We start from the raw sequence: 23372 nt of genomic DNA, 5'->3' as shown, positions 1-23372 counted from the left end.
GGAGGGAACCATGAAAGCCTTTCTTGCCGCCGTTGCGGCGATGGTCGTTATCACCGTCAGCGCGCCTTATGCTCTGAAACAGGCCGGGTTCAGTGCTGCGGATGCAGGGGCCGGTTCCGCGGTGCGCCTCGACTGAATGTCCCACTACCTGACCACAAAAGAACTGGCCGACCTGCTGCGCATTGGTGAGCGGAAGGCCTATGATCTGGCCTCCTCGGGCGAAGTGCCTTGCGTGCGCGCGATGGGCAAGCTGCTGTTCCCCCAAGCCGAGGTCATCGCCTGGCTGAACGCGTCAAGATCCGGGCCGCAGGTCGCGGAACCGCCCCTTCCCCCGATTGTCGCAGGCAGTCACGATCCCCTACTGGACTGGGCCTTGCGGGAAAGCGGATCGGGTCTGGCAACATATTACGATGGGTCTTTCGACGGCCTGAACCGCCTGAAAGATCGCAGCGCGCAGGCTGCCGTGTTGCATATCCACGAAGAAAACGGGTTCAACACCCAGGCGATGCGCAACGCCTTCGGCGAAGCACCGGTTGTCCTTATCGAGATCGCGCAAAGACAGCGCGGTCTGTTGCTGGCCCCAGGCGTGTCGGGCATCAGGGAATTTGGGGACCTGAAAGCGCGGCGGGTCATACTCCGTCAGGATAGTGCGGCAAGCCAACATCTGTTCGACGGTCAACTGTCCGCCTGCGGCCTCACTCGGGATGATCTGGACGCGCTGCCATCCTGCGCCCGAACCGAGGAAGAACTGGCTGTGGCCCTGCACGATGCCAAAGCCGAGGTCGGATTCGGATTGGGGGCCTTGGCCGGACTGTATAATCTTGGTTTTGTCCCGACGCATACCGAGAGGCTGGACCTTGCAATCTGGCGCCGCGCTTATTTTGACGCTCCCTTGCAAAAGCTGCTGGGATTCCTGCGATCAGAACGATTTGCCACCAGAGCAGCCGAATTCGGCGGATACGATCTGTCCCGCATAGGAACAGTCCATCATAACGGGGCCAGTGGCTGATTGCCTGCTTTCATCTGGCGTTTGGGAAGAACAGCTGTTGTCCGTCCAACTGGTAGGACCCGATGGCGGCCTGTCCGTCAGGCCCTGTCAGCCAATCGATAAAACGTTGTCCGGCAGCGGCCCTGACACCCGGGTACTTTTCCGGGTTAACCAGAATAATGCCGTATTGGTTGAAAAGGCGCGGATCACCTTCGACAAGAATTTCAAGATCGCCCTTGTTTCCGAATGACTGCCAGGTGGCCCGATCCGTCAGCGCATAGGCCTGCAACCCGCTTGCCACATTAAGCGTGGCGCCCATTCCCGATCCGGTTTCACTGTACCACCTCCCCGACGCTTTGGTCGGATCAATCCCTGCACTGGCCCAATGACGCATTTCGGCCTTGTGGGTTCCGCTGTCATCCCCGCGTGAGGCGAAAGGGGCCTCGGCCTCGGCCACCGCAGACAGGGCGGCCAGAACATCGGAGCCGCCGCGAATATCGGCCGGATCCGACTTGGGCCCTACAAGCACAAAGTCATTGTACATGACGTCAAAGCGTTCGACGCCCCAGCCGTCAGCAACGAATTGCTCTTCGGCGGGCTTTGAGTGCACCAGAAGGACATCACCGTCCCCATTGATCGCATTCCTGATCGCCTGCCCTGTGCCGACCGCGACGACCCGAACATCAATTCCGGTTTCCGCTTCAAAACCCGGCAGGATGTAATCCAACAGGCCCGAGTTCTGCGTCGATGTGGTCGATTGAACGATGATAAACGGCGCTTCCGCCTGCGCGGGGGCAAGCTGCAGGCCAAACGCTACAACCGCTGCCCGAATGAAGTTTCGGATCATTCAGTTCTCCGTCGAGTTTTCAAGTGACCAGTCCGCCATCAAGGTAGCGTCGCGAGGCTTCGCTTGTCGGCGCCTCAAGTACCTGATTGGCGGCGCCATGTTCAACCACATGACCAGCCTGCATCATGACCACATCTGCCGCCAATCGCCGGGCCTGACCGATGTCGTGCGTCACCATCACGATGCGGACGCCCCGCATGGAAGCCCGCAAGATCATCTGTTCGATTTTCTGCGTCGCGCCTGGGTCAAGTGCGCTGGTCGGTTCGTCCAGAAACAATGTATCGGGCAATGTCGCCAGTGCACGAAGGATGGCCAATCGCTGCGCCTCACCTCCGGAAAGGGATCGTGCCGCTTGACGCGCCTTGGATTCCAGCCCGCCCTCGGTCAGCAGCTCTGCAATTCGGTCCCTGCGCTGAGCGTGGTTCAGCCCCTGTCGTTTCAGCACAAAGCCCAAATTGCCCGCAACTGAGCGGCGCAACAGAACCGGCCGTTGAAAGACCATCGCCTGACGCGCCTTGTGTTCGGCATTCAACGGCACGCTGTCCTGAAACACTCGACCACCGTCCGGCGCGATCAACCCATGCAGGCACCTGAGAAGAAGGCTTTTACCCGCCCCGTTTGGCCCGAGGATCAACGTCGGGCCAGGCCCGTCCAAAGTTAGTTCCCGCACGTTCAGCAGATCTTTGCCATCGCGCGCGATCCTGAGATCCTTCACCTGCAGTTTTCTATACATTTCACCGGCCAGATCACGCATGGCGTAATCCTTCCCGCTCGGCCCTGAGGCTCAGCGCGCTGACCATGGCATTTACCGCTACCGCAATTCCGATCAGGATCGCCCCAAGGGCCAGCGCAAGCGCCAGATTGCCCTTGGATGTCTCAAGCGCGATGGTGGTCGTCATGACCCGCGTCACGTGATTGATATTGCCGCCGACGATGATCACTGCGCCAACCTCGGCAATGGCCCGCCCGAAGCCCGCAAGCAACGCCGTGACAAGTGCCAGCCGGGCATCCCACAACAAGACCGGAACCGAGGCCAGTCGCGACACGCCAAGCGAGCGCAACTGCTCCGAATACTCTTCGGCCAGCATCTCGACCACCTGTCGTGTCAATGCTGCGACGATGGGCGTGACCAGAACCACCTGCGCGATGATCATAGCGGTTGGTGTGTAAAGCAGCTGCAAGACGCCCAATGGCCCTGACCGTGACAACATCAGATAGACAAGCAACCCGACCACCACGGGCGGCAAACCCATCAGGGCGTTCATCAGAACAATCAGCACTCGGCGTCCCGGAAACCGAGCCACGGCAAGAGCAGCACCCAAGGGCATGCCGATGGCGGCTGAAATCAACACGGCAAAGATCGAAACGCGCAGGGATAGCAGGACGATCGCCCAAAGCTCTGTATCCCCGTTCAGGATCAGAGCCATCGCCTTGCTGAATTCTGATGCAAAATCCTGCATTTCACCCCACTTGAACGCCAACTCGTAAGAATTGCATCAATTCACAACGAAATACTAATCGGAAATGATTGTAAGTACAGACACTTTTGCGGCACCTCAAACCAAAAACGCGGCCCGTTTCCAAGCCGCGTTTCGTTGTTTCAAGTAATCCGGTTGTCAGTTCAATGCTGCATCCGTGATCTTATGAGTCCATGCCCCTTCCGGTTCCTTCGTGATGGCAGGGTTTTCCGCGGACACGGCCGACAGAAGCGTCTTCACGGTCTGCTCATAGTCGCTGGGGTCAAGCGCGCCATCCGATCCTTCGATCAGCTTTGCGATTTCACCCATCATATAGACCTGATGATCCAGTTCCTGTGCGCCGGTTTCGTCAAACTCCAGCACGATCTCGGCTGCTTCTTCCTGGTTCTCGGCAGCGTATTTCCACCCTTTCATCGAAGCCCGAACAAAGCGCTCCATCTTGTCGACAAAGGCCGGGTCATCCAGGTTTTCTTCCATGACGTACAGACCATCTTCGAGCATACCAAAGCCCATCTGCAGGTAGTTGAAGGTCACCAGTTCTTCCGGGGTGATACCGGCCTGCAGGATCTGGCGGTACTCGTTGTAAGTCATGGTCGAAATGCAATCAGCCTGCCCCTGAATCAGAGGATCTGCCGAAAACGCCTGCTTCAGAACCGTAACACCGTTTTCATCCGCACCATCCGTCTCGATTCCCAGAGATGCCATCCATGCATAGAACGGGTATTCGTTCCCGAAGAACCAGACACCCATCGTCCGCCCCGGGAAATCTTCCGGAGATTCAACGCCGGTGGACTTCAAACAGTTGACCTGCAATCCGCCGGTCTTGAAGGGCTGCGCGATGTTGACCAAGGGTACGCCCCGCTCACGCGCCGCAAGTCCGGCTGCCATCCATGTGGTGATGACGTCAGCCCCGCCCCCTGCGATGACCTGTTCCGGCGCGATATCAGGGCCGCCGGGCTTAATCGTGACATCCAGCCCTTCTTCGTCATAATAGCCTTTTGCTTCGGCCACGAAATAGCCCGCGAACTGCGCCTGACCGACCCATTTCAACTGTAGCGTTACCTCGTCCGCCGCCAGCGCCGTAGTGGCTGCCAGGCTGAAGGCTGTAACCGCCCCGCTGAGTAGCTTATTCATCTTCATTTCTCCTAGTTGCTATTGGTGCCCCGTTTTCGGGGTCTGTTGAATTCTTTCCTGCGTTATCCTCGTTGTGACGGATGCCAGAATGTCACCGCCTTTTCGATCATAGCCACCAGCCCGTAAAAAGCCGTTCCGGCCAGCGCGGCCACAACAATCTCGGCCCAGACCATATCCAGCGACAATTGTCCGACGCTGGTCGAAATTCGAAAGCCCATCCCGACTATGGGCGAACCAAAGAACTCGGCCACGATAGCGCCGATCAGGGCCAAGGTGGTAGAAATCTTTAGTCCGTTGAAAATGAATGGCATCGCCGCAGGAAGGCGGAGTTTCACAAAGCTCTGCCAATAGGTCGCCGCATAGGTCTCCATCAGGTCGCGCTGCATGGTTGTCGCTTCGCGCAGGCCAGCCACGGTGTTGACCAGCATGGGAAAGAACACCATCACAACCACGACGGCGGCCTTGGAATGCCAGTCGAACCCGTACCACATCACCAGAATGGGTGCGGTGCCCACGATCGGCAGCGCAGCAACGAAGTTACCAACCGGCAGCAGACCCAGGCGCAGGAAATCCCACCGGTCCACGGCAATCGCCATCAGAAACGCCGCGCCGCAACCAATCACATATCCGCTGAAGGCGCCTTTGATGATCGTCTGCACGAAATCGGCCCAGAGGATCGGCAAACTGTCCGCAAACCGCAGCGCGATAACCGACGGTGCGGGCAGAATGACCAGAGGAACATCCAGCCCACGCACCAGCATTTCCCAGATGCCAACAACCGTCAGCCCGAAAACCAGAGGGGCCAGAAACCTGACCATGCGCGTGTCGGCCCAGGGACCACTGGCCAGCCGGCTGTTCAGCCACCAGCCGAACACCCACAACAGGACTGCACCAAAAACCAGTATCATTGCGCCATCCCCATGCGTTTCAGTACCGCCCGTTCAATCAGACCCAACAGACCCACTAGGCAAGCCGCCAGAATGGCCGCCGCGAACAGGGCTGACCAGATCTGAACCGTCTGACCGTAGTAGCTGCCTGCCAGCAGCCGCGCGCCCAGACCGGCAACCGCACCTGTCGGCAGTTCTCCGACAATTGCGCCGACCAGCGATGCTGCGATGCCGATTTTTAGCGAAGCGAACAGGTACGGCATCGATGCGGGCAGGCGCAGTTTCCAGAACCCCTGCGACGTGTTGGCATTGTAGGTCCGCAGCAGGTCAAGTTGCATGGCATCCGGGCTGCGCAAGCCTTTGACCATGCCGACAACAACCGGGAAAAAGCTCAGGTAGGCCGAGATGATCGCCTTGGGAATAATCCCCTGAACACCCACCGAATACAGAACGACGATGATCATCGGTGCCAACGCAATGATCGGGATCGTTTGGCTGACAATGGCCCAGGGCATAACAGACAGGTCCATGACCCGGCTATGGACAATCCCAACGGCCAGCAAAATGCCAAGCCCGGTACCAATGACAAAACCCAGAATCGTGGCGCTTAAGGTTACCCAACCATGATACACCAGCGACCGCTTGGAGGTGATATTCTTGCCTATCGTGGTCTCCCACAGCTCGATCGCGACCTGGTGCGGGGATGGCAGGCGCGGTTTTTTCTGCTCCCACGTGGCGGGGATCGCAAAGCTGTTGCTCAAAACCAGCCTGGCCTCTCCCATGTCGCGCCGCGCGCTGGCGGTCGGCGGCTGAACCTCGGCCCCGCCGCGCTCAAGCTCGGACAGCACACCCTTGATGTTCATCGGAACACAGGCGGCGTACCAAATGGCAACGATAGCAGCCACGACTGTCAACACGGCAACAATCTGCTTCATGCACGCCACTCCATCCGGATCACTGGCAGGGTTTCGGGCGGCACGGGCGGCTCCGTTCCGGCCTCGACAAACCCTTCCCGGCGATAGAACCTTTGCGCTGCCTTGTTCGGCTCATGTGTTGTCAGCCACAGAAAATCGCGATTTTCCTTGGCCTTGTCCAACAACCGCTTACCAATCCCCTTGCCGGTTCGCAGGCAGTATAATGCGCCGACCTTGCACGCCACGGGATCAACGGACATGTAGCAGTCTACCGGGTCGCCCACGACCCAGATTTCGCGTTGCGGAAAGGCCTCATTGATCAATCCGGCAAGCTTTTCCACGGGCAGTTCTTCGGGCATCCAGCATGTTGCCTTCATCCAAGTCGAGATAACTTGTGCGCAGGCCGGGACATCGTCCCGCTCTGCCCGTCTGATAGATTCACCCGGCATCAGACGTCATCCCCGTGACCGGCACGCAGCCCCTCGCGCACGCGGTGGGCCACCTCAATGAATTCCGGAGAATCCCGGATGTCCAAAGGCCGTTCCTTGGGCAGCGGGCTGTCGATCACATCCGTGATCCGTCCCGGACGCGGGCTCATCACTACGATCTTGGTGCTCAGATACACCGCCTCGGGGATCGAGTGGGTCACAAACCCGATTGTCTTTTCCGTCCGCGCCCACAGCGCAAGAAGCTGTTCATTCAGGTGGTCGCGCACGATTTCGTCCAAAGCGCCGAAAGGTTCGTCCATCAGCAGGATATCGGCATCAAAAGCCAGCGCCCTGGCAATACTGGCACGTTGCTGCATCCCACCGGATAGCTGCCAAGGAAACTTGCCACCAAACCCTTCAAGATCAACAAGTTCCAGAACGTTCTTCACACGCTCATCCTGCTCGGCCGCCGAGTACCCCATGATCTCAAGCGGCAGCTTGATGTTCTTGGCGATGGTCCGCCAGGGATACAGCCCCGCCGCCTGAAACACATAGCCATAGGCCCGGTTCCGCCGCGCTTCATCCGGGGTCATGCCGTTTACTGTCAGGGTTCCCCCGGTCGGGGTTTCAAGTGCCGCGATACAGCGCAGGAAGGTGGTCTTGCCACAGCCCGAGGGGCCGATGAAACTGACAAAATCGCCCTTGTCGATCGACAGGTTTACATCTTTCAATGCGTGGATCGGCCCGTCATTGGTCTGGAAGGTGAGATCCAGCTGTTTTGCCTGAATGACGGGCTGTTCATTACTTGTCATTTTTGTCCTTTCACCGACAAACGCTCAAAACCGTCGCGTAGGTCTTGTCAGGGTTTGCAAGGACAAACCCCTCGTGTCCATCACTTTAGAAATCCCATGTAAAGTCATAGGTTTCTTCATAGCCGATGCATTTCGCCGTCAGTGTCGATATCTGTCCATCTTGATTTCCAACAACCAAGACATCGCAGGCGGTTTCGTAAAACAGCAACCGCCCTTCTTTCAACAAGGCCATGTCTGTTGCCTCGGCGGTGCTGCGTTCAAAGTGAACGTCGCATCCCGAGTTGTTGCCATATACCGGAAAACCTGACTGCGCATACGCGACAGTTCCGCTACATAGCAACGAAGCCATTGAACAAAGTAGTCCGCGCAAATCACACACCTGTCGCCGGAATACCCGTGCGTTCCACCGGTCGTGGGGCAGTCAGGTCTTTCCAGGTGCTCAGCGCCTTGTTCACATGGGTATTGGCCTCACGCGCAACAAACTGACCGTGCCCCTCCTGCGTCCTGATCTCACCATCATGCACCGCGACATGCCCACGGCTGAGCGTGAAACGTGGCAGACCCTTGACCTTCTTGCCCTCAAAGACGTTGTAGTCGATCGAGGATTGTTGCGTGCCCGCGCTGATGGTTTTGGTCTTTTGGGGGTCCCAGACGACCAGATCGGCATCCGCCCCCACCAGAACTGCGCCCTTTTTCGGATAGCAATTCAATATCTTGGCGATGTTTGTTGATGTAACCGCCACAAACTCGTTCGGCGTCAGCCGCCCTGTTTCAACACCATGGGTCCACAGCATCGGCATCCGGTCTTCCAACCCGCCGGTCCCATTGGGGATCTTGGTGAAATCGCCGACACCGTACCGCTTCTGCTCGGTCGTAAAGGCGCAATGGTCGGTTGCCACCACGCTTAGCGATCCTGATTGCAGGCCTGCCCACAGACTGTCCTGATGCTGTTTATTGCGGAACGGCGGGCTCATCACCCTGCGTGCCGCATGATCCCAGTCCTGGTTGAAATATTCGCTTTCATCCAGCGTCAGATGCTGAATCAGCGGCTCGCCCCACACGCGCTTGCCCTGCATTCTGGCGCGGCGGATGGCCTCATGCGCCTCTTCACACGAGGTGTGCACGACATAAAGCGGCACGCCCGCCATGTCGGCGATCATGATGGCGCGGTTGGTCGCCTCGCCTTCGACCTGCGGCGGTCGGGAATAGGCGTGCGCCTCGGGGCCGGTATTTCCTTCAGCCAGCAGTTTGGCGCTGAGTTCCGCGACTACATCACCGTTTTCGGCATGCACCAACGCAGTCCCGCCCAGTTCGGCCAGACGCCTGAAGGACGCGAACAACTCGTCATCATTCACCATCAGCGCGCCCTTGTAGGCCATGAAGTGCTTGAACGTGTTGATACCCCGCGTCTCGATCACGGTCTTGATATCGTCAAAGACCTGCTCGCCCCACCATGTTACTGCCATGTGGAAGGAATAGTCGCAGTTTGCACGCGTCGATTTATTGTCCCAGCGTTTCAGGGCATCCAGCAGGCTTTCCCCCGGATTCGGCAATGCGAAATCGACGACCATGGTGGTCCCGCCGGCCAGCGCCGCCCGCGTGCCGCTTTCGAAGTCGTCACTGGAATAGGTTCCCATAAACGGCATTTCCAGATGCGTATGCGGGTCAATTCCACCGGGCATGACATAACACCCGGTTGCATCCAGTTCCTTGTCGCCTTTCAAATCCGGACCAATTTCCGTGATTACACCGGCTTCGATCTTTACGTCTGCCTTGTACGTCAAATCGGCGGTGACGATTGTTCCGTTCCTGATAACAGTGCTCATGTTAAACTCCCTGTTGCGGTCTGCGCCGCTTGCTTCATCTGGCCAAAAGTATCCCGGGGGAGACGCCCAGCGGGCGACGGGGGCAGAGCCCCCTACTCCACAATCTCCGCAGTTTCGACGACCGCGTGAAACAGAACATCCGCCCCGGCAGCAGCCCATTCCTTGCTGATCTCTTCGGCCTCGTTGTGGCTCAGGCCATCTACACACGGACACATCACCATCGCCGTCGGGGCAACGCGATTAATCCAGCAGGCGTCGTGCCCGGCGCCGGATATGATATCTGTATGGGAATACCCCAAACGATCAGCCGCGCTTCGAACCGCTGCAACGCAGGTCTCGTCGAACTTCACCGGGTCAAAACCGCCGACTTTCTCAAATTCGATCTGAAGCCCCATTTCATCCACGATGTCCTCGGCAGCAACACGCAGCCGGTTTTCCATGTCGGTGATCACGTCCAGTTCGGGCGACCGGAAATCGACCGTGAACACCACCTTGCCCGGGATCACATTTCGGGAATTGGGGTAGACGTCGATATGCCCTGCCGCCCCAACCGCGTGGGGCGCGTGGGACCACGCAATTTCGTCCACTTTCTCAAGGATGCGCGCCATGGCCAGACCCGCATTCTTGCGCATCGGCATCGGGGTCGAGCCAGTATGGGCGTCTTTGCCGGTAACCGTGATCTGGGTCCAGCTCAGGCCCTGGCCATGCGTGACAACGCCGATGTCCTTTTCCTCGGCCTCCAGGATGGGGCCCTGTTCGATATGCAGTTCAAAAAAGGCGTGCATTTTTCGCGCACCGACTTCCTCGTCTCCTCGCCAGCCAATGCGTTTCAGCTCATCGCCAAACTTCTTGCCTTCCGCGTCTTCCCGGTCATAGGCCCAGTCCTGCGTGTGCATTCCCGCAAACACGCCCGAGGACAACATGGCCGGCGCATATCTGGTGCCTTCCTCGTTGGTCCAGTTGGTCGCAACGATCGGGTGCTTCGTCTTGATCCCCAGGTCATTGAGTGTCCGGATGATCTCCAACCCGCCCAGCACACCCAGCACACCGTCGTATTTCCCGCCGGTCGGCTGCGTATCCAGGTGCGACCCAACATAGACCGGCAGAGCATCAGGGTCAGAGCCTTCGCGATGGGCGAACATGTTGCCCATCTGATCCAGTCCCATGGTGCAACCGGCTTCCTTACACCATTTCTGGAACAGCGCGCGCCCTTCGGCATCTTCGTCCGTCAATGTCTGGCGGTTATTGCCGCCCGCAACGCCGGGGCCGATCTTTGCCATCTCCATCAGACTATCCCACAGCCTGTCTCCATTAATTCTGAGATTCTGCGCCGGAGCTGCCATCTGTTTTCCCCTGTTGCTTGCGATTTGGCTCGCTTTTGGTGTCTTGATTTGACCATCTGGTCAAACTCACGCTATCACGGGTTCGACATCAGTCAAGAAATTGCATCGCGTCGACGGAAATTTAAGCATAATCAGCACCCGTCGGACAAAAATTGGGGTAACTGGGATCAATGCCAAAAGACCGTGCGCCTACCCGAATTCAGAAAAAGAACCGCGCAGCGATTCTCGAGGCGGCGCTGAACGTTTTTTCAGCCCACGGTTTCCGCGGTGCGACGGTGGACCAAATCGCAGCCGAAGCCGGATTGAGCAAACCGAACCTTCTGTATTACTTCCCTTCGAAGGAGGCGATTCACACCGCCCTTCTGTCCGGGCTTCTGGACGTGTGGCTGGCTCCGCTTCACGATCTGGACGAAAACGGCGATCCGCTGGAAGAGATCCTGTCTTACATCAACCGCAAGCTCCAGATGAGCCAGGAGTTACCCCGTGAAAGCCGCCTGTTTGCCAATGAACTGGTTCAGGGCGCGCCTCGTATCCGGGATAATCTGTCCAATGACCTGAAGTCTCTGGTCGACCAAAAAACTGCTGTTTTGACTACCTGGATGGATCAGGGCAAAATTGCCCGTCTTCACCCCTATCATCTGATATTTTCCATCTGGTCCCTTACCCAGCACTACGCCGATTTTGAAGTGCAGGTCCGGGCAATTCTTGGTGAGGAGGACCCGTTCGAAGGCGCAGCGCCCTTCATGGAAACCTTGTACCGCAAACTGTTAACCCCTTGAGAAGCAGTTAACAAACTTAAGGAAGAGTCTTCTTCTTGCAACCAGCCCCAAACCGAAACCCTGGATGAAAGGTAAAGCTGGCCGCGTGTGGTTTCCAAATGAAACAAAGCGGCGCGGATAACATCTTATCCGCACCGCCAACCAATGAGCCTTTATCTGTCACAATGGGCCGACCGATTTTCTGATCCGAAGAAACTCGACGCGTGTTCTCGGATCAGGTTTTCGTCCAAAAGGTACAGAACTACTCAGCCGCTTTCGCCATTGGGTTGTTCGGATGCGTGGTCCAGTTCGCATAACCGGGCTCAACGACCTTTTGTGTGCGTGGGTCGATCTCCCCTGCTGCCATCGGCTCCATCGAGATACATCCCTCGACCGGACAGACATCGACGCACAGGTTACAGGCCACGCATTCATCATCCATCACTTCGAAGACGCGATCGGCGGACATCGAAATCGCCTGATGGCTGGTGTCCTCGCAGGCGGCATAGCATCTGCCGCACTTGATGCACTGGTCCTGATCGATCTTGGCTTTGGCCACGTAGTTCAGGTTCAGGTATTGCCAGTCCGTGACATTCGGCACCGCCAGACCAACGATTTCAGACACGTCGGAATAGCCCTTTTCATCCATCCATTTGGACAGACCGGCCGTCAGTTCATCGATGATCTTGAACCCATAGGTCATCGCCGCCGTGCAGACCTGAACAGTGCCGCACCCCAGCGCCATGAATTCCGCCGCATCGCGCCAGGTGGTCACGCCACCGATGCCTGAAATCGGCAGGCCATGCGTTGCCTCCGCGCGCGCAATCTCGGACACCATCGACAAGGCAATCGGCTTGACCGCCGGCCCGCAATAACCACCGTGGCTGCCCTTACCGTCAATCGAGGGTTCGGGGCTGAACGTGTCCAGGTTAACGCTGGTGATCGAGTTGATCGTGTTGATCAGCGATACGGCATCCGCACCACCGTTCTTTGCCGCAGCAGCGGGTTTGCGGACATCGGTGATATTCGGTGTCAGCTTCACGATGACCGGACGGTCATAGTATTTTTTGCACCACCGGGTAACCATCTCGATATATTCCGGAACCTGCCCGACGGCCGACCCCATTCCACGCTCGCTCATCCCGTGTGGACAACCGAAGTTCAGCTCGATCCCGTCCGCTCCGGTTTCTGCGACGCGCGGCAGGATGGCTTTCCATGCCTCTTCCTCGCACGGTACCATGATCGAGGCGATCAGCGCCCGGTCAGGATAGTCTGCTTTGACCCGCGCCATCTCCTCGAGGTTTACTTCAAGCGGGCGGTCGGTGATCAGTTCGATATTGTTCAGGCCCAGCAGGCGACGATCTGCGCCGTAGATGGCCCCGTAGCGCGGACCATTCACATTCACGACCGGCGGCCCTTCGGCACCAAGCGTTTTCCACACGACACCACCCCATCCAGCCTCGAATGCGCGTCGTACGTTATATTCCTTGTCCGTCGGCGGCGCGGATGCCAGCCAGTAAGGGTTGGGGCTGGAAATTCCCAGAAAGTCAGTTGTCAGATTGGCCATGGGTTCTCCTTACCGGGTTAACCGGTTTTCTTGAAAATCATCTCGGTCGGGCGGATGCGCCCGGCGTCAAGGTTTGCGACATAGTTTTTGAACTTCTCAGGGGCAGTATCACCCATCATCAGATGGATCCCCAGCGGTGCGGGGCCGCTTTCGGCCGTGCGGGCAAAGACCTCTTCAAAGAACGCTTTCGCGAATTCCGAGCGGTCGTTTTCCGTGATCAGTTCAAATCCAACAGCCGAGGCCGCGTCCCTGTACGCACCAGGCGTGTCCACGAACGAGGTGTCGGGCGTCGTCGACCAGGGCAATGGGAAGACCATCGGTTCATCCACCGCACCGCCCATCACGTCAAACAGCGCAAAGGTGCCGCCTTTTGCCAGCACCCTGGCCACTTCGGCGAACAGGCGTTGTTTGTCCTGAATGTTCATGCCGACATGCAGCATGACGGCAAGGTCAAAGCTGGCGTTCGGCACCGACATGTCCAAAGCGCTTCCGGTCAGAAAGCGCACCTTGCTTTCAAGACCGACAATCGCACTGAGGGCGGTTGCCGTCTCGACGAACTCAGGGGTCAGATCGATGCCCGTAACGGTCGAGGTGTAGCGGTCCGCAATGTAGCGCGACGTTCCACCGATACCGCAACCGATATCCAGCACCCGCGTTGCGTGGGTCGGCGAAAGTTGCGCAAACAGATGATCCGTCGCGGCAACTCCGCCTGTGTGGAATTCGTCGCCCGCTTTCAGGTCGGCAACCGTGGCCGCGTCCGGGTCGATACCGCTCTGCCGTAGCGCATCGCGAACGCGTTCTGTCAGTTCACCTGTCGTATAGTGGCGGGCAACGGCTTCTTCGATCCGGGACATGGCAACACCTCAGCAATGCGATTGAAAGATCAATGCCTCACTATATCACGAAACAAGCGTTGCATGGATGTCCATCGCGGCATCCCTGCCCTCGGCCACCGCGGTCACGGTCAGGTCTTCGCCACCGGTTGCACAGTCGCCCCCGGCCCAGACACCTTCCATGGACGTGCGGCCCGCGCCCGTAACGACGATCTTGTTGCCGTCCAGATCCAAACCTTCAGGTGCCCCTTCCAATGTCTGACCAATTGCCTTGAGGACTTGATCCGCCGGAACACGAATGGTTTCGCCGGTTCCGCTCAGCTTGCCTTCGCGGGATTCGGTATATTCAAGCTCGATCTCGGCGGTAGTGCCATTTCCATGAATGGCCACAGGCTGAACGTTGCACAGAATTCGAACACCATGAGAGGCCGCCAGATCCTGCTCATACCGGCTGGCTCCCATCGCGTCGCGACCGCGACGATATGCGATGGTCACATGTTCGGCGCCAAGAAGGCGGGATTTCACTGCCGCATCCACGGCAGTCATGCCGCCGCCGATCACCACGACGTTGCGCCCAACCGGCAGATGCGCAAGGTCATCTGCCTGCCGCACGTCCGAGATGAAGTCGACCGCATTGCGCACCCCGTCCAGATCATGCCCTTGTGCGCGAAGTGCGTTCACCCCGGCCAGACCGATCGACAGGAAAACCGCGTCATAATTCTGGCGCAGCCCGTCCAGCGAGATGGTGTCACCCAGTGCGGAACCGGTCTCGATCACGATACCGCCGATTTTCAGCAGCCAGTCCACCTCGGCCTGAGCAAAATTGTTGGTCGATTTGTAGGCCGCGATACCATATTCGTTCAGCCCGCCCGGCTTGGGCCTGGCGTCGTGGATCACCACGTCGTGGCCATGCATGGCCAAACGATGGGCACAAGCCAGTCCCGCAGGGCCCGCGCCAACCACAGCGATTGTCTTGCCGGTCGATGGCGCCCTTTCGAAAGGATGCACCCCGGTCGCCATGACGCTGTCCGTGGCATAACGTTGCAGTCGACCAATCTCAACCGGCGACCCTTCTGCGGTTTCGCGTACGCAGGCCTCCTCGCACAATGTTTCGGTCGGACAGACCCGGGCGCACATGCCACCCAGAATGTTCTGTTCCAGAATGGTCTGGCCTGCCGCTTCCGGCTGACCGGCCTGAATCTGGCGCATGAACAACGGAATATCGATGTCCGTGGGACAAGCGGTAACGCATGGCGCGTCATAGCAGAAATAGCACCGATCCGCCGCCACAGCCGCCTCATGCGCGGCCAGCGGCGGATGCAGATCCGTGAAATTCGAGGTCAGCTCATCGCTGGAAAGCCGCCCGGCGACAATACCGGGGACCATCTGGCCCTGTGCCATCACTCTACTCCCTGTAGATATGTTTATTGTGACCTCAGCTTGCCACAAACTAATTTTTTATCAATTGGTAAAATTTATAAAATCACCAAAAAGTCGAAAAAGCTGAGAGAACGACCTCAACTTCACCGTATAGTTTTTTGTTTTTATTTGCTTTTGGTCAAATTTAACTATTCGAGAAAAATCTTCGAGTTAAACTCCGTACATGGTCCAATAATCACCTGCAGCGGTGGGACAGCGGGTATTCGACGGACAGCGCAGCCAGTCCCAGGCGCCAAATGACTCGTCTGCCTCCTACCTGCCGCCATTGATGACAAACATGTCCAGGCCTGTTTGAGTTCCTGCGTCGCGTTCAGAATTGGGCGCGCCGCAGCGGTTTTCCAATCTCGCATCTGGTTTTGGCGTCGTCTGCCGCTTACAGTGCGTCACCAGAACCAGAGCAGCGCCGGAGAACGGCGAAAATCCGTGAGTTTATCGATGCAGGCCAAGGCCACCAAGTTCAATATTGTCATCATCGGACAGAACAACCGCCTGCAATTCGAGGCTGTGCTGTTTGCCGCCTCGCTTCGACATTGTTCACCGGGATTCACAGGCCGACTGTTTGTTGCGGTTCCCCAACCCGGCCCGCGCTGGCAACAAAACCCCAGCATTCAGAACGAGGATGTTCTCAAAGTCCTGCGACAACTGGACGCCGAGATTCTGCCCTTTGACAACCATGCCTTCGGCGAAAGCTATCCTTATGGCAACAAGATCGAAGCATTGCTGGCCATGCCCGAGGGTGAGCCATTTGTGTTTTTTGACAGCGACACCCTAATCACGGGCGATCTGAACACAGTTCCGTTCGATTTCGACCGCCCCGGCGCGTCATTGAAGGTCGAAGGGACATGGCCAAAACCCACGCTGTATGGCCCCGGTTTCGACGGCATCTGGCGCGCGCTCTATCAACGGTTCGGGCTGGACTTCGAAAGCTCGATCGACACAGACCAACCGCTGGATCACTGGCGGCGCTATCTGTACTTCAATGCAGGGTATTTTTTCTATTCCTGCCCACACGCTTTCGGAAAACGGTTTTTGGAATACGCGCTCGCTATCCGCGACGAGGATATCCCAGAGCTTGTTGGCCAGAACCTTGACCCCTGGCTGGATCAGGCCGCGTTGCCGCTGGTGATCCACGCGCTTGGCGGCGGGCGCGACGCCCTGCCGGACGGATTGCTGGATGGCACCGTAAGTTGCCACTACCGGCTGTTCCCGCTGCTTTATGCACGCGAGTCGGATCATGTCATCGAAGTTCTGGAAACAGTGACCGCGCCGAACCGGATCAAGAAGGTTCTGAAGAACTACGACCCGCTGAAAAAGCTGGTGATCCAACGCAAGGGCGAGAAGATCCGCAATATGTTCGACCGCAAGAACCTGCCCCAGCGCGAGCAGGTCATCCGCAACCAGATCAAGAGCAAAGGACTGTGGATGCGCTGACTGGATCGTTGTGCGCACGCGACCAATGCCCTAGAGATTCTGCAACACAAATACCAACAGGAGATGTTCCAGATGTCTGATGGACCCACTTATGGTTTCGACACGCTGCAAATTCATGCCGGTGCCCGGCCCGACCCGGCGACCGGAGCGCGCCAGACGCCAATCTACCAGACAACCGCTTACGTATTCCGCGACGCGGACCACGCTGCCGCGCTGTTTAACCTGCAAGAGGTCGGCTACATCTATTCCCGCCTGACCAACCCTACCGTGGCTGTTTTGCAAGAGCGTGTCGCGACCCTTGAAGGCGGTGTGGGTGCGGTTTGTTGTTCTTCGGGTCACGCCGCGCAGATCATGGCGCTGTTTCCGCTGATGGGACCGGGTTGCAATGTGGTTGCATCAACCCGTCTTTATGGCGGCACCGTCACGCAGTTCAGCCAGACCATCAAACGCTTCGGTTGGTCGGCCAAGTTCGTCGACACCGACGATCTGGACGCCGTCAAGGATGCCATTGACGAAAACACACGGGCGGTGTTCTGCGAATCCATCGCCAATCCGGGCGGCTATGTCACAGATATACGCGCGCTGGCGGATGTTGCGGACGCCGCAGGCATCCCGCTGATCGTCGACAACACGTCGGCCACGCCCTACCTGTGCCGCCCGATTGAACAGGGTGCCACGCTGGTCGTACATTCGACCACCAAATACCTGACCGGCAACGGCACCGTCACTGGCGGCTGCATCGTGGATTCAGGCAAGTTTGACTGGTCCGAAAATGACAAGTTCCCGTCGCTCAGCGAACCGGAATCCGCCTATCACGGGTTGAAATTTCATGAGACCTTTGGCCCGTTGGCCTACACTTTCCACGGAATTGCCATCGGCCTGCGTGATCTGGGCATGACGATGAACCCGCAGGCTGCGCATTACACGCTGATGGGAATCGAAACCCTGAGCCTGAGAATGGAGCGCCACGTAGAGAACGCCCAGAAAATCGCCGCGTGGCTCGAAGCAGACGATCGCGTGGAATATGTCACCTATGCCGGCCTGCCGTCGTCGCCCCATTATGATCGGGTCCAGAAGTGCTATCCGCGCGGGGCCGGTGCCCTGTTCACTTTCGCGGTCAAGGGCGGCTATGACGCGTGCATCAAACTGGTCAATGCGCTGGAGATATTCAGCCATGTGGCCAATCTGGGTGACGCGCGCTCGCTTATCATTCATTCGGCCTCGACCACACACCGGCAGCTGACGCCCGAACAACAGGAAGCCGCCGGTGCCAGCCCGAACGTGGTACGTCTGTCGATCGGGATCGAGGATGCCGACGACCTGATTGCCGATCTTGACCAGGCGCTCAGCAAGGCAAGCGCCTGATCCATGGCAACCGGCAGCGAAACGAACGACCTTGGCCAGCCGATTGGCTGGCCCGTTTCGGGTGACTTCCCGCGTCCGACACCGCCTTACACGCCGATGCAAGGAGGGTTCTGTTCCGTTGTACCGCTGGATATCAACAGGCACGCGCCCGGTTTGTACCGGGCGTTTGCAAACGACGCGGACGGCCACAACTGGACCTACCTGCCCTACGGACCCTTTGAGTCCGAAGCCGCCTTTGTCGAATGGGCCCAGAACAATTGTTCCGATGCTGATCCGATGTTTCACTCGGTTCTGGATGCCAATGACGTCCCGGTCGGCATGGCCTCGTACCTGAGAATCACGCCCGCTGCCGGATCGATTGAGGTCGGTCACATCCACTTCTCGCCCCTTTTGCAGCGCAGGCCGCAATCGACCGAGGTGATGTACCTGATGATGCGCCGCGTTTTCGATGAGCTTGGCTATCGCCGCTACGAATGGAAATGCGATGCGTTGAATGCACCGTCTCGACGCGCGGCCGAACGCCTTGGATTCACTTTTGAAGGCGTGTTCCGGCAGGCGACCCACTATAAGGGACGTAATCGTGACACGGCATGGCATTCGATAATCGACAGCGAATGGCCACGCATCCGAAAAGCCTTTGAAGCCTGGTTGCTGCCCGAGAATTTCGACGCTGCGGGCAAGCAACGACAACCGCTGCAAGCCCGCGCAGAGGTCTGACTTTATTCGGAAATTTCGAATTCCATCAAGACATTGACCGAGATTGAAACCTCACCGCCGGCAACCGGAACATTGCCTGCTTCGGCCATGCTCATCTGGCGCATATGTGGCATGGGCTGCACACCCCCGCCCTGTTCGTCAATTGACTGAACCGGGCCAAGTGTCACGCTCGCGGCCTGGGCCAGTTGCTCGGCCTTGGCGGTTGCCTCGGCGACAGCTTGTGCTCGGGCTTTTGCTTCAAGCGGCTTGGGGTCCTGAACATCGAAACTCAGGCCGCCAAAGTCATTGGCACCGTCCTGAATGACCGCATCCATGATCTCACCCAGCTTGGTCAGGTCACGCACCCGAACAAAAACCCGGTTCGACGCAGCAAAACCTGTGATTTCCGGGTTCTGCCCCGGCACATTGTTTCGGTTGGACCAAACTGGCGAAAGGGACAGATCGCGGGTTTGCACGTCGCGTGCCTCGATCCCTTTTTCGTCCAGTCGCGACATAATTCTGGAAACCGCGTCGGATGTTGCCTGCATCGCCACCGAAGCCTGCGTATCCTGGTTTGTGACACCCAATGTAATGGTCGCCATGTCGGGTGTGGCCTGAACGGTCCCTGCCGCGCTGACAGTGATGCGACGTTCTTCCGCATGGGCCGCGCTTGCCGCCGTCATTGCCAGCATGGCGGCCAGAAAAGCAAATGTCTTCAAGGTGATCCCTCCAATTCTTGCTGTCTTAAGATGGGGTGACCGGGCGCTCTCGTACAAGAGGTGACTTGGCTTTTTCTTTCCCTCGGCGATATCCTGCTTTACTGTCGTGCTGCGAACGCAATGTCGTTTGCATTGACGATGACAACTATGGTTCTTCGGAGTTATGAAACCCGCTTTTGCGTTATCATTTTCTGCCGACGGAATATCCCTGCATCACCATTCGGATGACGACTGGTTCTGCATTGGCACGGTTCCGCTGGATGCGCCGGATTTCCCGGATCGCATGCAGGCGTTGCGCGACGCGGGTTTTGCGCTGGAAAACGACCTGAGCTGCAAGGTCGTAATTCCGGAAGACCAAATCCGGTTTTTGACAGTCGAAACCGAAGAACCGGACGCGGGCGATACTGGGCAGAAAGTACGCGATGCACTGACCGGGGCCACCCCGTATGCTCTGGTCGAACTGGCATATGATACAGCGACGGACGGACAGCAAACTCACGTCGCGGCAGTGGCAACGCAAACTTTGGACGAGGCCCGGGAGTTCGCAACCCAACACGGGTTCATTCCTATCGTGTTCAGTGCAGACACCGGCCCAAACCCCTTTCCGACCGAGCCCATATTCTTACCTCGGGAAACCACAGAACTGCCCGGTGCACCCGAACCGGCCGATACGGCGCAAGAGCCTGAAGAAGAAGCGGAATCGAACACTCCGGTCCATGCTATCGCGGCGACCGATACCCCAATCGCATTCCGGGCGCAGACCGCGCCAGGCGCCGAGATTGGCACTGGTGCGGCACACCCAGGTGAAGCCAAACTCTACAAAGCTCTGGCATTGGTCGCAGGCGTTCTTGCAGTCGCCATCGGGCTATGGTTCCTGACCGGGTCCGAAGACGAAATCAGCCCGGAACCCGTTCTGGCGCAGAGCGTTCCGGACGAAACGGCGTCCCCAAGTGTGCCAGAGCAAGTACTGGCAGAAAAAGCACCGGAACCGGAAAGCGATATTGCCGAAGTCGCTGTCGCTCCGCCCGCGGTGAAAGAAACGTCAGAACCGGACACAGAGCGCTCTGAAATCCCCATCTCTCCGCCTGTGGTTGAGGAAAAAGCCGAGCCGACCGCGACGGATCTTGCTATTCTCGAGGCGTTGGACGTCAGCCCAACACCCGTCGAGCAGGTGGCCCGCGATCCTCAGGCGCAACGGGAACTGCAATCCCAGACAGGCGTTGTCCTGACCGCGCCCGAAGCGCTGACCCCACCCCCTGTCGTGCAATCCGACGATCTGTATCTGTCATCGCTTGATCCATCAAACCTTTCGCATGACGCTGTGGCGCTGCCTGCGGCTGAAAAGTTTGACACTGATCAGCCATTCGAACAGCCCGCTGCACCCAGCGGCGCGGGAACACGGTTTGTACTTGATGAGCGGGGTTTGGTTACCCCCACGGCCGACGGTACACTGAATCCGGATGGGGTCATGGTTTTCCTCGGACGACCGTCTTCGGTTCCGCCCGCAGTCCCGGTTCGCTTCGAACAGGAACCCATCGTCGAAGAGGGCAATGACAGGCTGGCTGGGCTGCGTCCGAAAATCAGGCCAGATGATCTGGTCGAAGGGTTCGAGCGCCAGCAGCTGGGTGGTCGGACTCGGGACGAGTTGTCCGGGCTGCGGCCGAAACTGCGGCCAAAATCCCTGCAGGAGCAACCTCAGATTGATGAAACCCCGACCGCGTTGGCGGTCGTTCGGGTTCCGCGCCCCAAATCCCGCCCGGCAGATCTGGCAGCGGCTTCCGCGCCGAAGGCAACCACCACGTCAGCCAATCTGGGATCAACGGCCGCCATCGATCAAAGCAGTGACGATGTCGGATCGTTTGCGGCAAAATCCGTTGCGCCCAAAATTCCGAGCCGGGCTTCTGTCGCCCGTCAGGCCACTCTGGACAATGCCATCAACCTGCGAAAGCTCAACCTGATCGGAGTCTACGGTTCGCCAGCGAACCGCCGCGCCCTGATCCGGCTGCCCAGCGGCCGCTACAAAAAGCTTAAGGTCGGGGATCGGCTGGATGGTGGCCGGGTTATCGCGATCGGGGACAGTCAGTTGCAGTACCAAAAGAAGGGACGCAACGTGACTTTGAAAATGCCCCGCAGTTAACAGCCAAAATCGAACGGGAAAAAACACGCGCGCTGACACGCCAGCGCGCGCTTTATATAGTCGCGTCAAGCGGCTGAAATCTCGCCACTTTCTATCTGTTCGCGTTCGATGGATTCGAACAGCGCCTGGAAGTTTCCTTCGCCGAATCCGTCGTCACCCTTGCGCTGGATGAACTCGAAAAAGATCGGTCCGATGACAGTCTTCGAGAATATCTGCAGCAGGATCCGTGTCTCGCCTCCGTCGACGACACCTTCGCCATCAATCAGGATGCCGTGCTTCATCATCCGATCCAGGGGTTCGGAATGCCCCGCGACCCGATCAGTAGACATGTTGTAATAGGTCTCGTTCGGGCCCGGCATGAACTTCAGCCCCTTTTTCGCAATCGCGTCGGTTGAATCGTAGATGTCCTCGCTTCCCACTGCGATGTGTTGAATGCCCTCACCCTTGTATTTCTTCAGGTACGAAACGATCTGGCCGGTCTCGCCTCTGTCCTCGTTGATCGGAATGCGGATGCGGCCACAGGGCGACGTCAGCGCGCGGCTGTAAAGACCAGTGAATTTTCCCTGGATGTCAAAGAAGCGGATTTCGCGGAAATTGAACAGGCTTTCGTAAAACCGGAACCACTTGTCCATATTCCCCTTGTAGACATTGTGCGTCAGGTGATCGAGGTAATAGAACCCGTCACCGCGGGGTTTGGATTGCCGCGTCCACTCGAATTCCTCGTTGTAGGGCGACGTGTCATAATACTGATCGACGAAGTAAATCAGCGAGCCGCCAATCCCCTTGATGGCCGGCACGTTTAGTGTTTTGTCGTCGGCGTCGTAAGGCTCGGCACCTTTTGCAACGGCGTGCTCATAGGCCTTTTGGGCATCAACCACGCGCCACCCCATTGCTGGCGCGCACGGTCCATGTTCGGCAACAAACTTGGCTGCAAAGCTGTCGGGGTCGGAGTTCAGGATATACGTGACATCGCCCTGCTGCCACAGTTCGACGCCGGGCTTCTTTTTGTGGTGCCCCACCCTTTCGAATCCCATCTTCGAAAACAGGTCGCGCAACTCCTGCGGTTCTGGATGCGCGAATTCGACAAACTCGAAGCCGTCGGTCCCTGCCGGGTTTTCTTTGCTGATTACGGGTTTCGGTGCGTTGTGCGGGAAAGGTCCCATGGCGGGTCTCCTAAAAAACAGGAATTTCTTTGCTGATTCTAAAATACGTCTTAATTGACGCTGTTTCTGCGCATAATTTTCGTGTAAACTAGCTGTATGTGCGCGATTTACGCACCAAAGACAAGAAAAACGGGGCGAATCCGCATATGTTGGATGCCATGGACACACGCCTGCTGTCTGCGCTGCAAAAGAATGCGCACCTGACGGCACATCAGCTGGGTGAAATGCTGAACCTGTCAGCCAGTCAGGCAGGGCGCCGCCGACAAAGGTTGGAGGCGGAAGGATACATTACCGGCTACGCCGCTCGCCTGGACCCTTTGAAACTGGGACTGCACGTGCAGGGTTTCGTGCAGGTTCATCTGGGCACGCACGGCCCCGAGCAATCTGCCAGCTTTGCCCGCATGATCGATGCGCGGCCCGAGATAACAAGCGCCTGGACGATGACAGGAGAGGCAGATTACCTATTGCACATATTCTGTGATGACCTTTCCGCGCTCAACCGCTTGCTTCATCAGGTGATACTGCCGCATCCTGCCGTTGCGAGGGTGCAAAGCCAGATTGTAATGGATCAACTCAAGCGCGACGCGCCCCTTCCGACCTGACCCG

At 57.9% G+C, this 23372-nt stretch carries 24 protein-coding genes; 8 read left to right on the top strand and 16 right to left on the bottom strand.

Going from position 1 to position 23372, the window contains the following annotated elements; genetic code table 11:
* Positions 1-10 precede the first annotated feature (10 nt).
* Positions 11-136, top strand: coding sequence for a hypothetical protein (locus AC2FIR_RS04975; RefSeq protein ID WP_496744635.1), 126 nt, complete (start codon positions 11-13; stop codon positions 134-136).
* The gene (locus tag AC2FIR_RS04970) at positions 137-1009 is read left to right on the top strand and encodes a substrate-binding domain-containing protein (protein WP_496744633.1); all 873 of its coding nucleotides are present in this window, start codon (positions 137-139) and stop codon (positions 1007-1009) included.
* Between the two features lie 10 nt (positions 1010-1019).
* Here AC2FIR_RS04970 and AC2FIR_RS04965 read toward each other — a convergent pair whose 3' ends face one another.
* From AC2FIR_RS04965 to AC2FIR_RS04915, 11 genes are all read right to left on the bottom strand, one after another.
* The gene (locus AC2FIR_RS04965) at positions 1020-1835 is read right to left on the bottom strand and encodes an ABC transporter substrate-binding protein (RefSeq protein ID WP_496744632.1); all 816 of its coding nucleotides are present in this window, start codon (positions 1833-1835) and stop codon (positions 1020-1022) included.
* Positions 1836-1854: 19 nt separating this feature from the next.
* On the bottom strand, positions 1855-2589 hold the full coding sequence (locus AC2FIR_RS04960; protein ID WP_496744630.1) for an ATP-binding cassette domain-containing protein: 735 nt from the start codon (positions 2587-2589) through the stop codon (positions 1855-1857).
* Positions 2582-3295, bottom strand: a complete 714-nt coding sequence (locus AC2FIR_RS04955) for an ABC transporter permease (RefSeq protein WP_170676683.1) — start codon at positions 3293-3295, stop codon at positions 2582-2584. Before AC2FIR_RS04955 ends, AC2FIR_RS04960 begins: the two co-directional genes overlap by 8 nt.
* A 156-nt stretch (positions 3296-3451) precedes the next feature.
* Positions 3452-4447 carry an ABC transporter substrate-binding protein gene (locus tag AC2FIR_RS04950; RefSeq protein WP_170616174.1) on the bottom strand — a complete coding sequence of 332 codons (996 nt, stop codon included), beginning with the start codon at positions 4445-4447 and terminating at the stop codon, positions 3452-3454.
* 62 nt (positions 4448-4509) lie between these two features.
* Positions 4510-5355: an ABC transporter permease gene (locus AC2FIR_RS04945; RefSeq protein WP_170616172.1), complete on the bottom strand. Its 846-nt coding sequence runs from the start codon at positions 5353-5355 to the stop codon at positions 4510-4512.
* On the bottom strand, positions 5352-6269 hold the full coding sequence (locus tag AC2FIR_RS04940) for an ABC transporter permease (protein WP_480489694.1): 918 nt from the start codon (positions 6267-6269) through the stop codon (positions 5352-5354). Before AC2FIR_RS04940 ends, AC2FIR_RS04945 begins: the two co-directional genes overlap by 4 nt.
* A complete protein-coding gene (locus AC2FIR_RS04935) occupies positions 6266-6697 on the bottom strand; it encodes a GNAT family N-acetyltransferase (protein ID WP_170616168.1) in 432 nt (143 codons plus the stop codon). Before AC2FIR_RS04935 ends, AC2FIR_RS04940 begins: the two co-directional genes overlap by 4 nt.
* The gene (locus AC2FIR_RS04930) at positions 6697-7488 is read right to left on the bottom strand and encodes an ABC transporter ATP-binding protein (RefSeq protein ID WP_170616166.1); all 792 of its coding nucleotides are present in this window, start codon (positions 7486-7488) and stop codon (positions 6697-6699) included. The genes AC2FIR_RS04935 and AC2FIR_RS04930 overlap by 1 nt, the downstream gene beginning before the upstream one ends.
* Before the next feature lie 85 nt (positions 7489-7573).
* Positions 7574-7720: a hypothetical protein gene (locus AC2FIR_RS04925; protein ID WP_496744627.1), complete on the bottom strand. Its 147-nt coding sequence runs from the start codon at positions 7718-7720 to the stop codon at positions 7574-7576.
* A gap of 139 nt (positions 7721-7859) precedes the next feature.
* On the bottom strand, positions 7860-9314 hold the full coding sequence (gene hydA, locus AC2FIR_RS04920; RefSeq protein WP_496716239.1) for a dihydropyrimidinase: 1455 nt from the start codon (positions 9312-9314) through the stop codon (positions 7860-7862).
* Positions 9315-9406: 92 nt separating this feature from the next.
* Positions 9407-10657 carry a Zn-dependent hydrolase gene (locus tag AC2FIR_RS04915; RefSeq protein WP_170616160.1) on the bottom strand — a complete coding sequence of 417 codons (1251 nt, stop codon included), beginning with the start codon at positions 10655-10657 and terminating at the stop codon, positions 9407-9409.
* 170 nt (positions 10658-10827) lie between these two features.
* Between AC2FIR_RS04915 and AC2FIR_RS04910 the strand changes: the two genes are divergently transcribed.
* Positions 10828-11436, top strand: coding sequence for a TetR family transcriptional regulator C-terminal domain-containing protein (locus AC2FIR_RS04910; RefSeq protein ID WP_170616158.1), 609 nt, complete (start codon positions 10828-10830; stop codon positions 11434-11436).
* Between the two features lie 241 nt (positions 11437-11677).
* Here the strand turns inward: AC2FIR_RS04910 and preA are convergent, their stop codons facing one another.
* Genes preA through AC2FIR_RS04895 form a run of 3 tightly spaced genes read right to left on the bottom strand, consistent with a single transcriptional unit; the run spans position 11678 to position 15216 of the window.
* A complete protein-coding gene (preA, locus tag AC2FIR_RS04905) occupies positions 11678-12982 on the bottom strand; it encodes an NAD-dependent dihydropyrimidine dehydrogenase subunit PreA (protein ID WP_170616156.1) in 1305 nt (434 codons plus the stop codon).
* 17 nt (positions 12983-12999) lie between these two features.
* Positions 13000-13836: a class I SAM-dependent methyltransferase gene (locus AC2FIR_RS04900; RefSeq protein WP_496744624.1), complete on the bottom strand. Its 837-nt coding sequence runs from the start codon at positions 13834-13836 to the stop codon at positions 13000-13002.
* 45 nt (positions 13837-13881) lie between these two features.
* A complete protein-coding gene (locus tag AC2FIR_RS04895) occupies positions 13882-15216 on the bottom strand; it encodes an NAD(P)-dependent oxidoreductase (RefSeq protein ID WP_496761991.1) in 1335 nt (444 codons plus the stop codon).
* A gap of 474 nt (positions 15217-15690) precedes the next feature.
* On the opposite strand from AC2FIR_RS04895, the gene AC2FIR_RS04890 reads away from it, so the two are divergent.
* The 3 genes from AC2FIR_RS04890 to AC2FIR_RS04880 all read left to right on the top strand — a co-directional run bounded on the left by AC2FIR_RS04890 (position 15691) and on the right by AC2FIR_RS04880 (position 18768).
* Complete coding sequence (locus tag AC2FIR_RS04890; RefSeq protein ID WP_496744726.1) at positions 15691-16686, top strand: GT-B fold glycosyltransferase domain-containing protein; 996 nt, start codon at positions 15691-15693, stop codon at positions 16684-16686.
* A gap of 72 nt (positions 16687-16758) precedes the next feature.
* On the top strand, positions 16759-18051 hold the full coding sequence (locus AC2FIR_RS04885; protein WP_496744620.1) for an O-acetylhomoserine aminocarboxypropyltransferase/cysteine synthase family protein: 1293 nt from the start codon (positions 16759-16761) through the stop codon (positions 18049-18051).
* Between the two features lie 3 nt (positions 18052-18054).
* Complete coding sequence (locus tag AC2FIR_RS04880) at positions 18055-18768, top strand: GNAT family N-acetyltransferase (protein ID WP_496761989.1); 714 nt, start codon at positions 18055-18057, stop codon at positions 18766-18768.
* A gap of 2 nt (positions 18769-18770) precedes the next feature.
* On the opposite strand, the gene AC2FIR_RS04875 is transcribed toward AC2FIR_RS04880, so the two are convergent.
* Positions 18771-19466, bottom strand: a complete 696-nt coding sequence (locus AC2FIR_RS04875; RefSeq protein ID WP_496744616.1) for an SIMPL domain-containing protein — start codon at positions 19464-19466, stop codon at positions 18771-18773.
* 163 nt (positions 19467-19629) lie between these two features.
* On the opposite strand from AC2FIR_RS04875, the gene AC2FIR_RS04870 reads away from it, so the two are divergent.
* On the top strand, positions 19630-21603 hold the full coding sequence (locus AC2FIR_RS04870; protein ID WP_496761987.1) for a hypothetical protein: 1974 nt from the start codon (positions 19630-19632) through the stop codon (positions 21601-21603).
* A gap of 65 nt (positions 21604-21668) precedes the next feature.
* On the opposite strand, the gene hppD is transcribed toward AC2FIR_RS04870, so the two are convergent.
* Entirely contained in the window at positions 21669-22766 is a 1098-nt protein-coding gene (gene hppD, locus AC2FIR_RS04865) for a 4-hydroxyphenylpyruvate dioxygenase (protein WP_496744612.1), read from the bottom strand.
* A gap of 146 nt (positions 22767-22912) precedes the next feature.
* Between hppD and AC2FIR_RS04860 the strand changes: the two genes are divergently transcribed.
* On the top strand, positions 22913-23368 hold the full coding sequence (locus AC2FIR_RS04860) for an Lrp/AsnC family transcriptional regulator (protein ID WP_170616139.1): 456 nt from the start codon (positions 22913-22915) through the stop codon (positions 23366-23368).
* Positions 23369-23372 lie beyond the last annotated feature (4 nt).

It is taken from the genome of Ruegeria sp. CDSB136 (genome assembly GCF_059610965.1).
The sequence above is the reverse complement of the archived record's forward strand: the minus strand, read 5'-3'. Positions and strand labels throughout refer to the sequence as shown.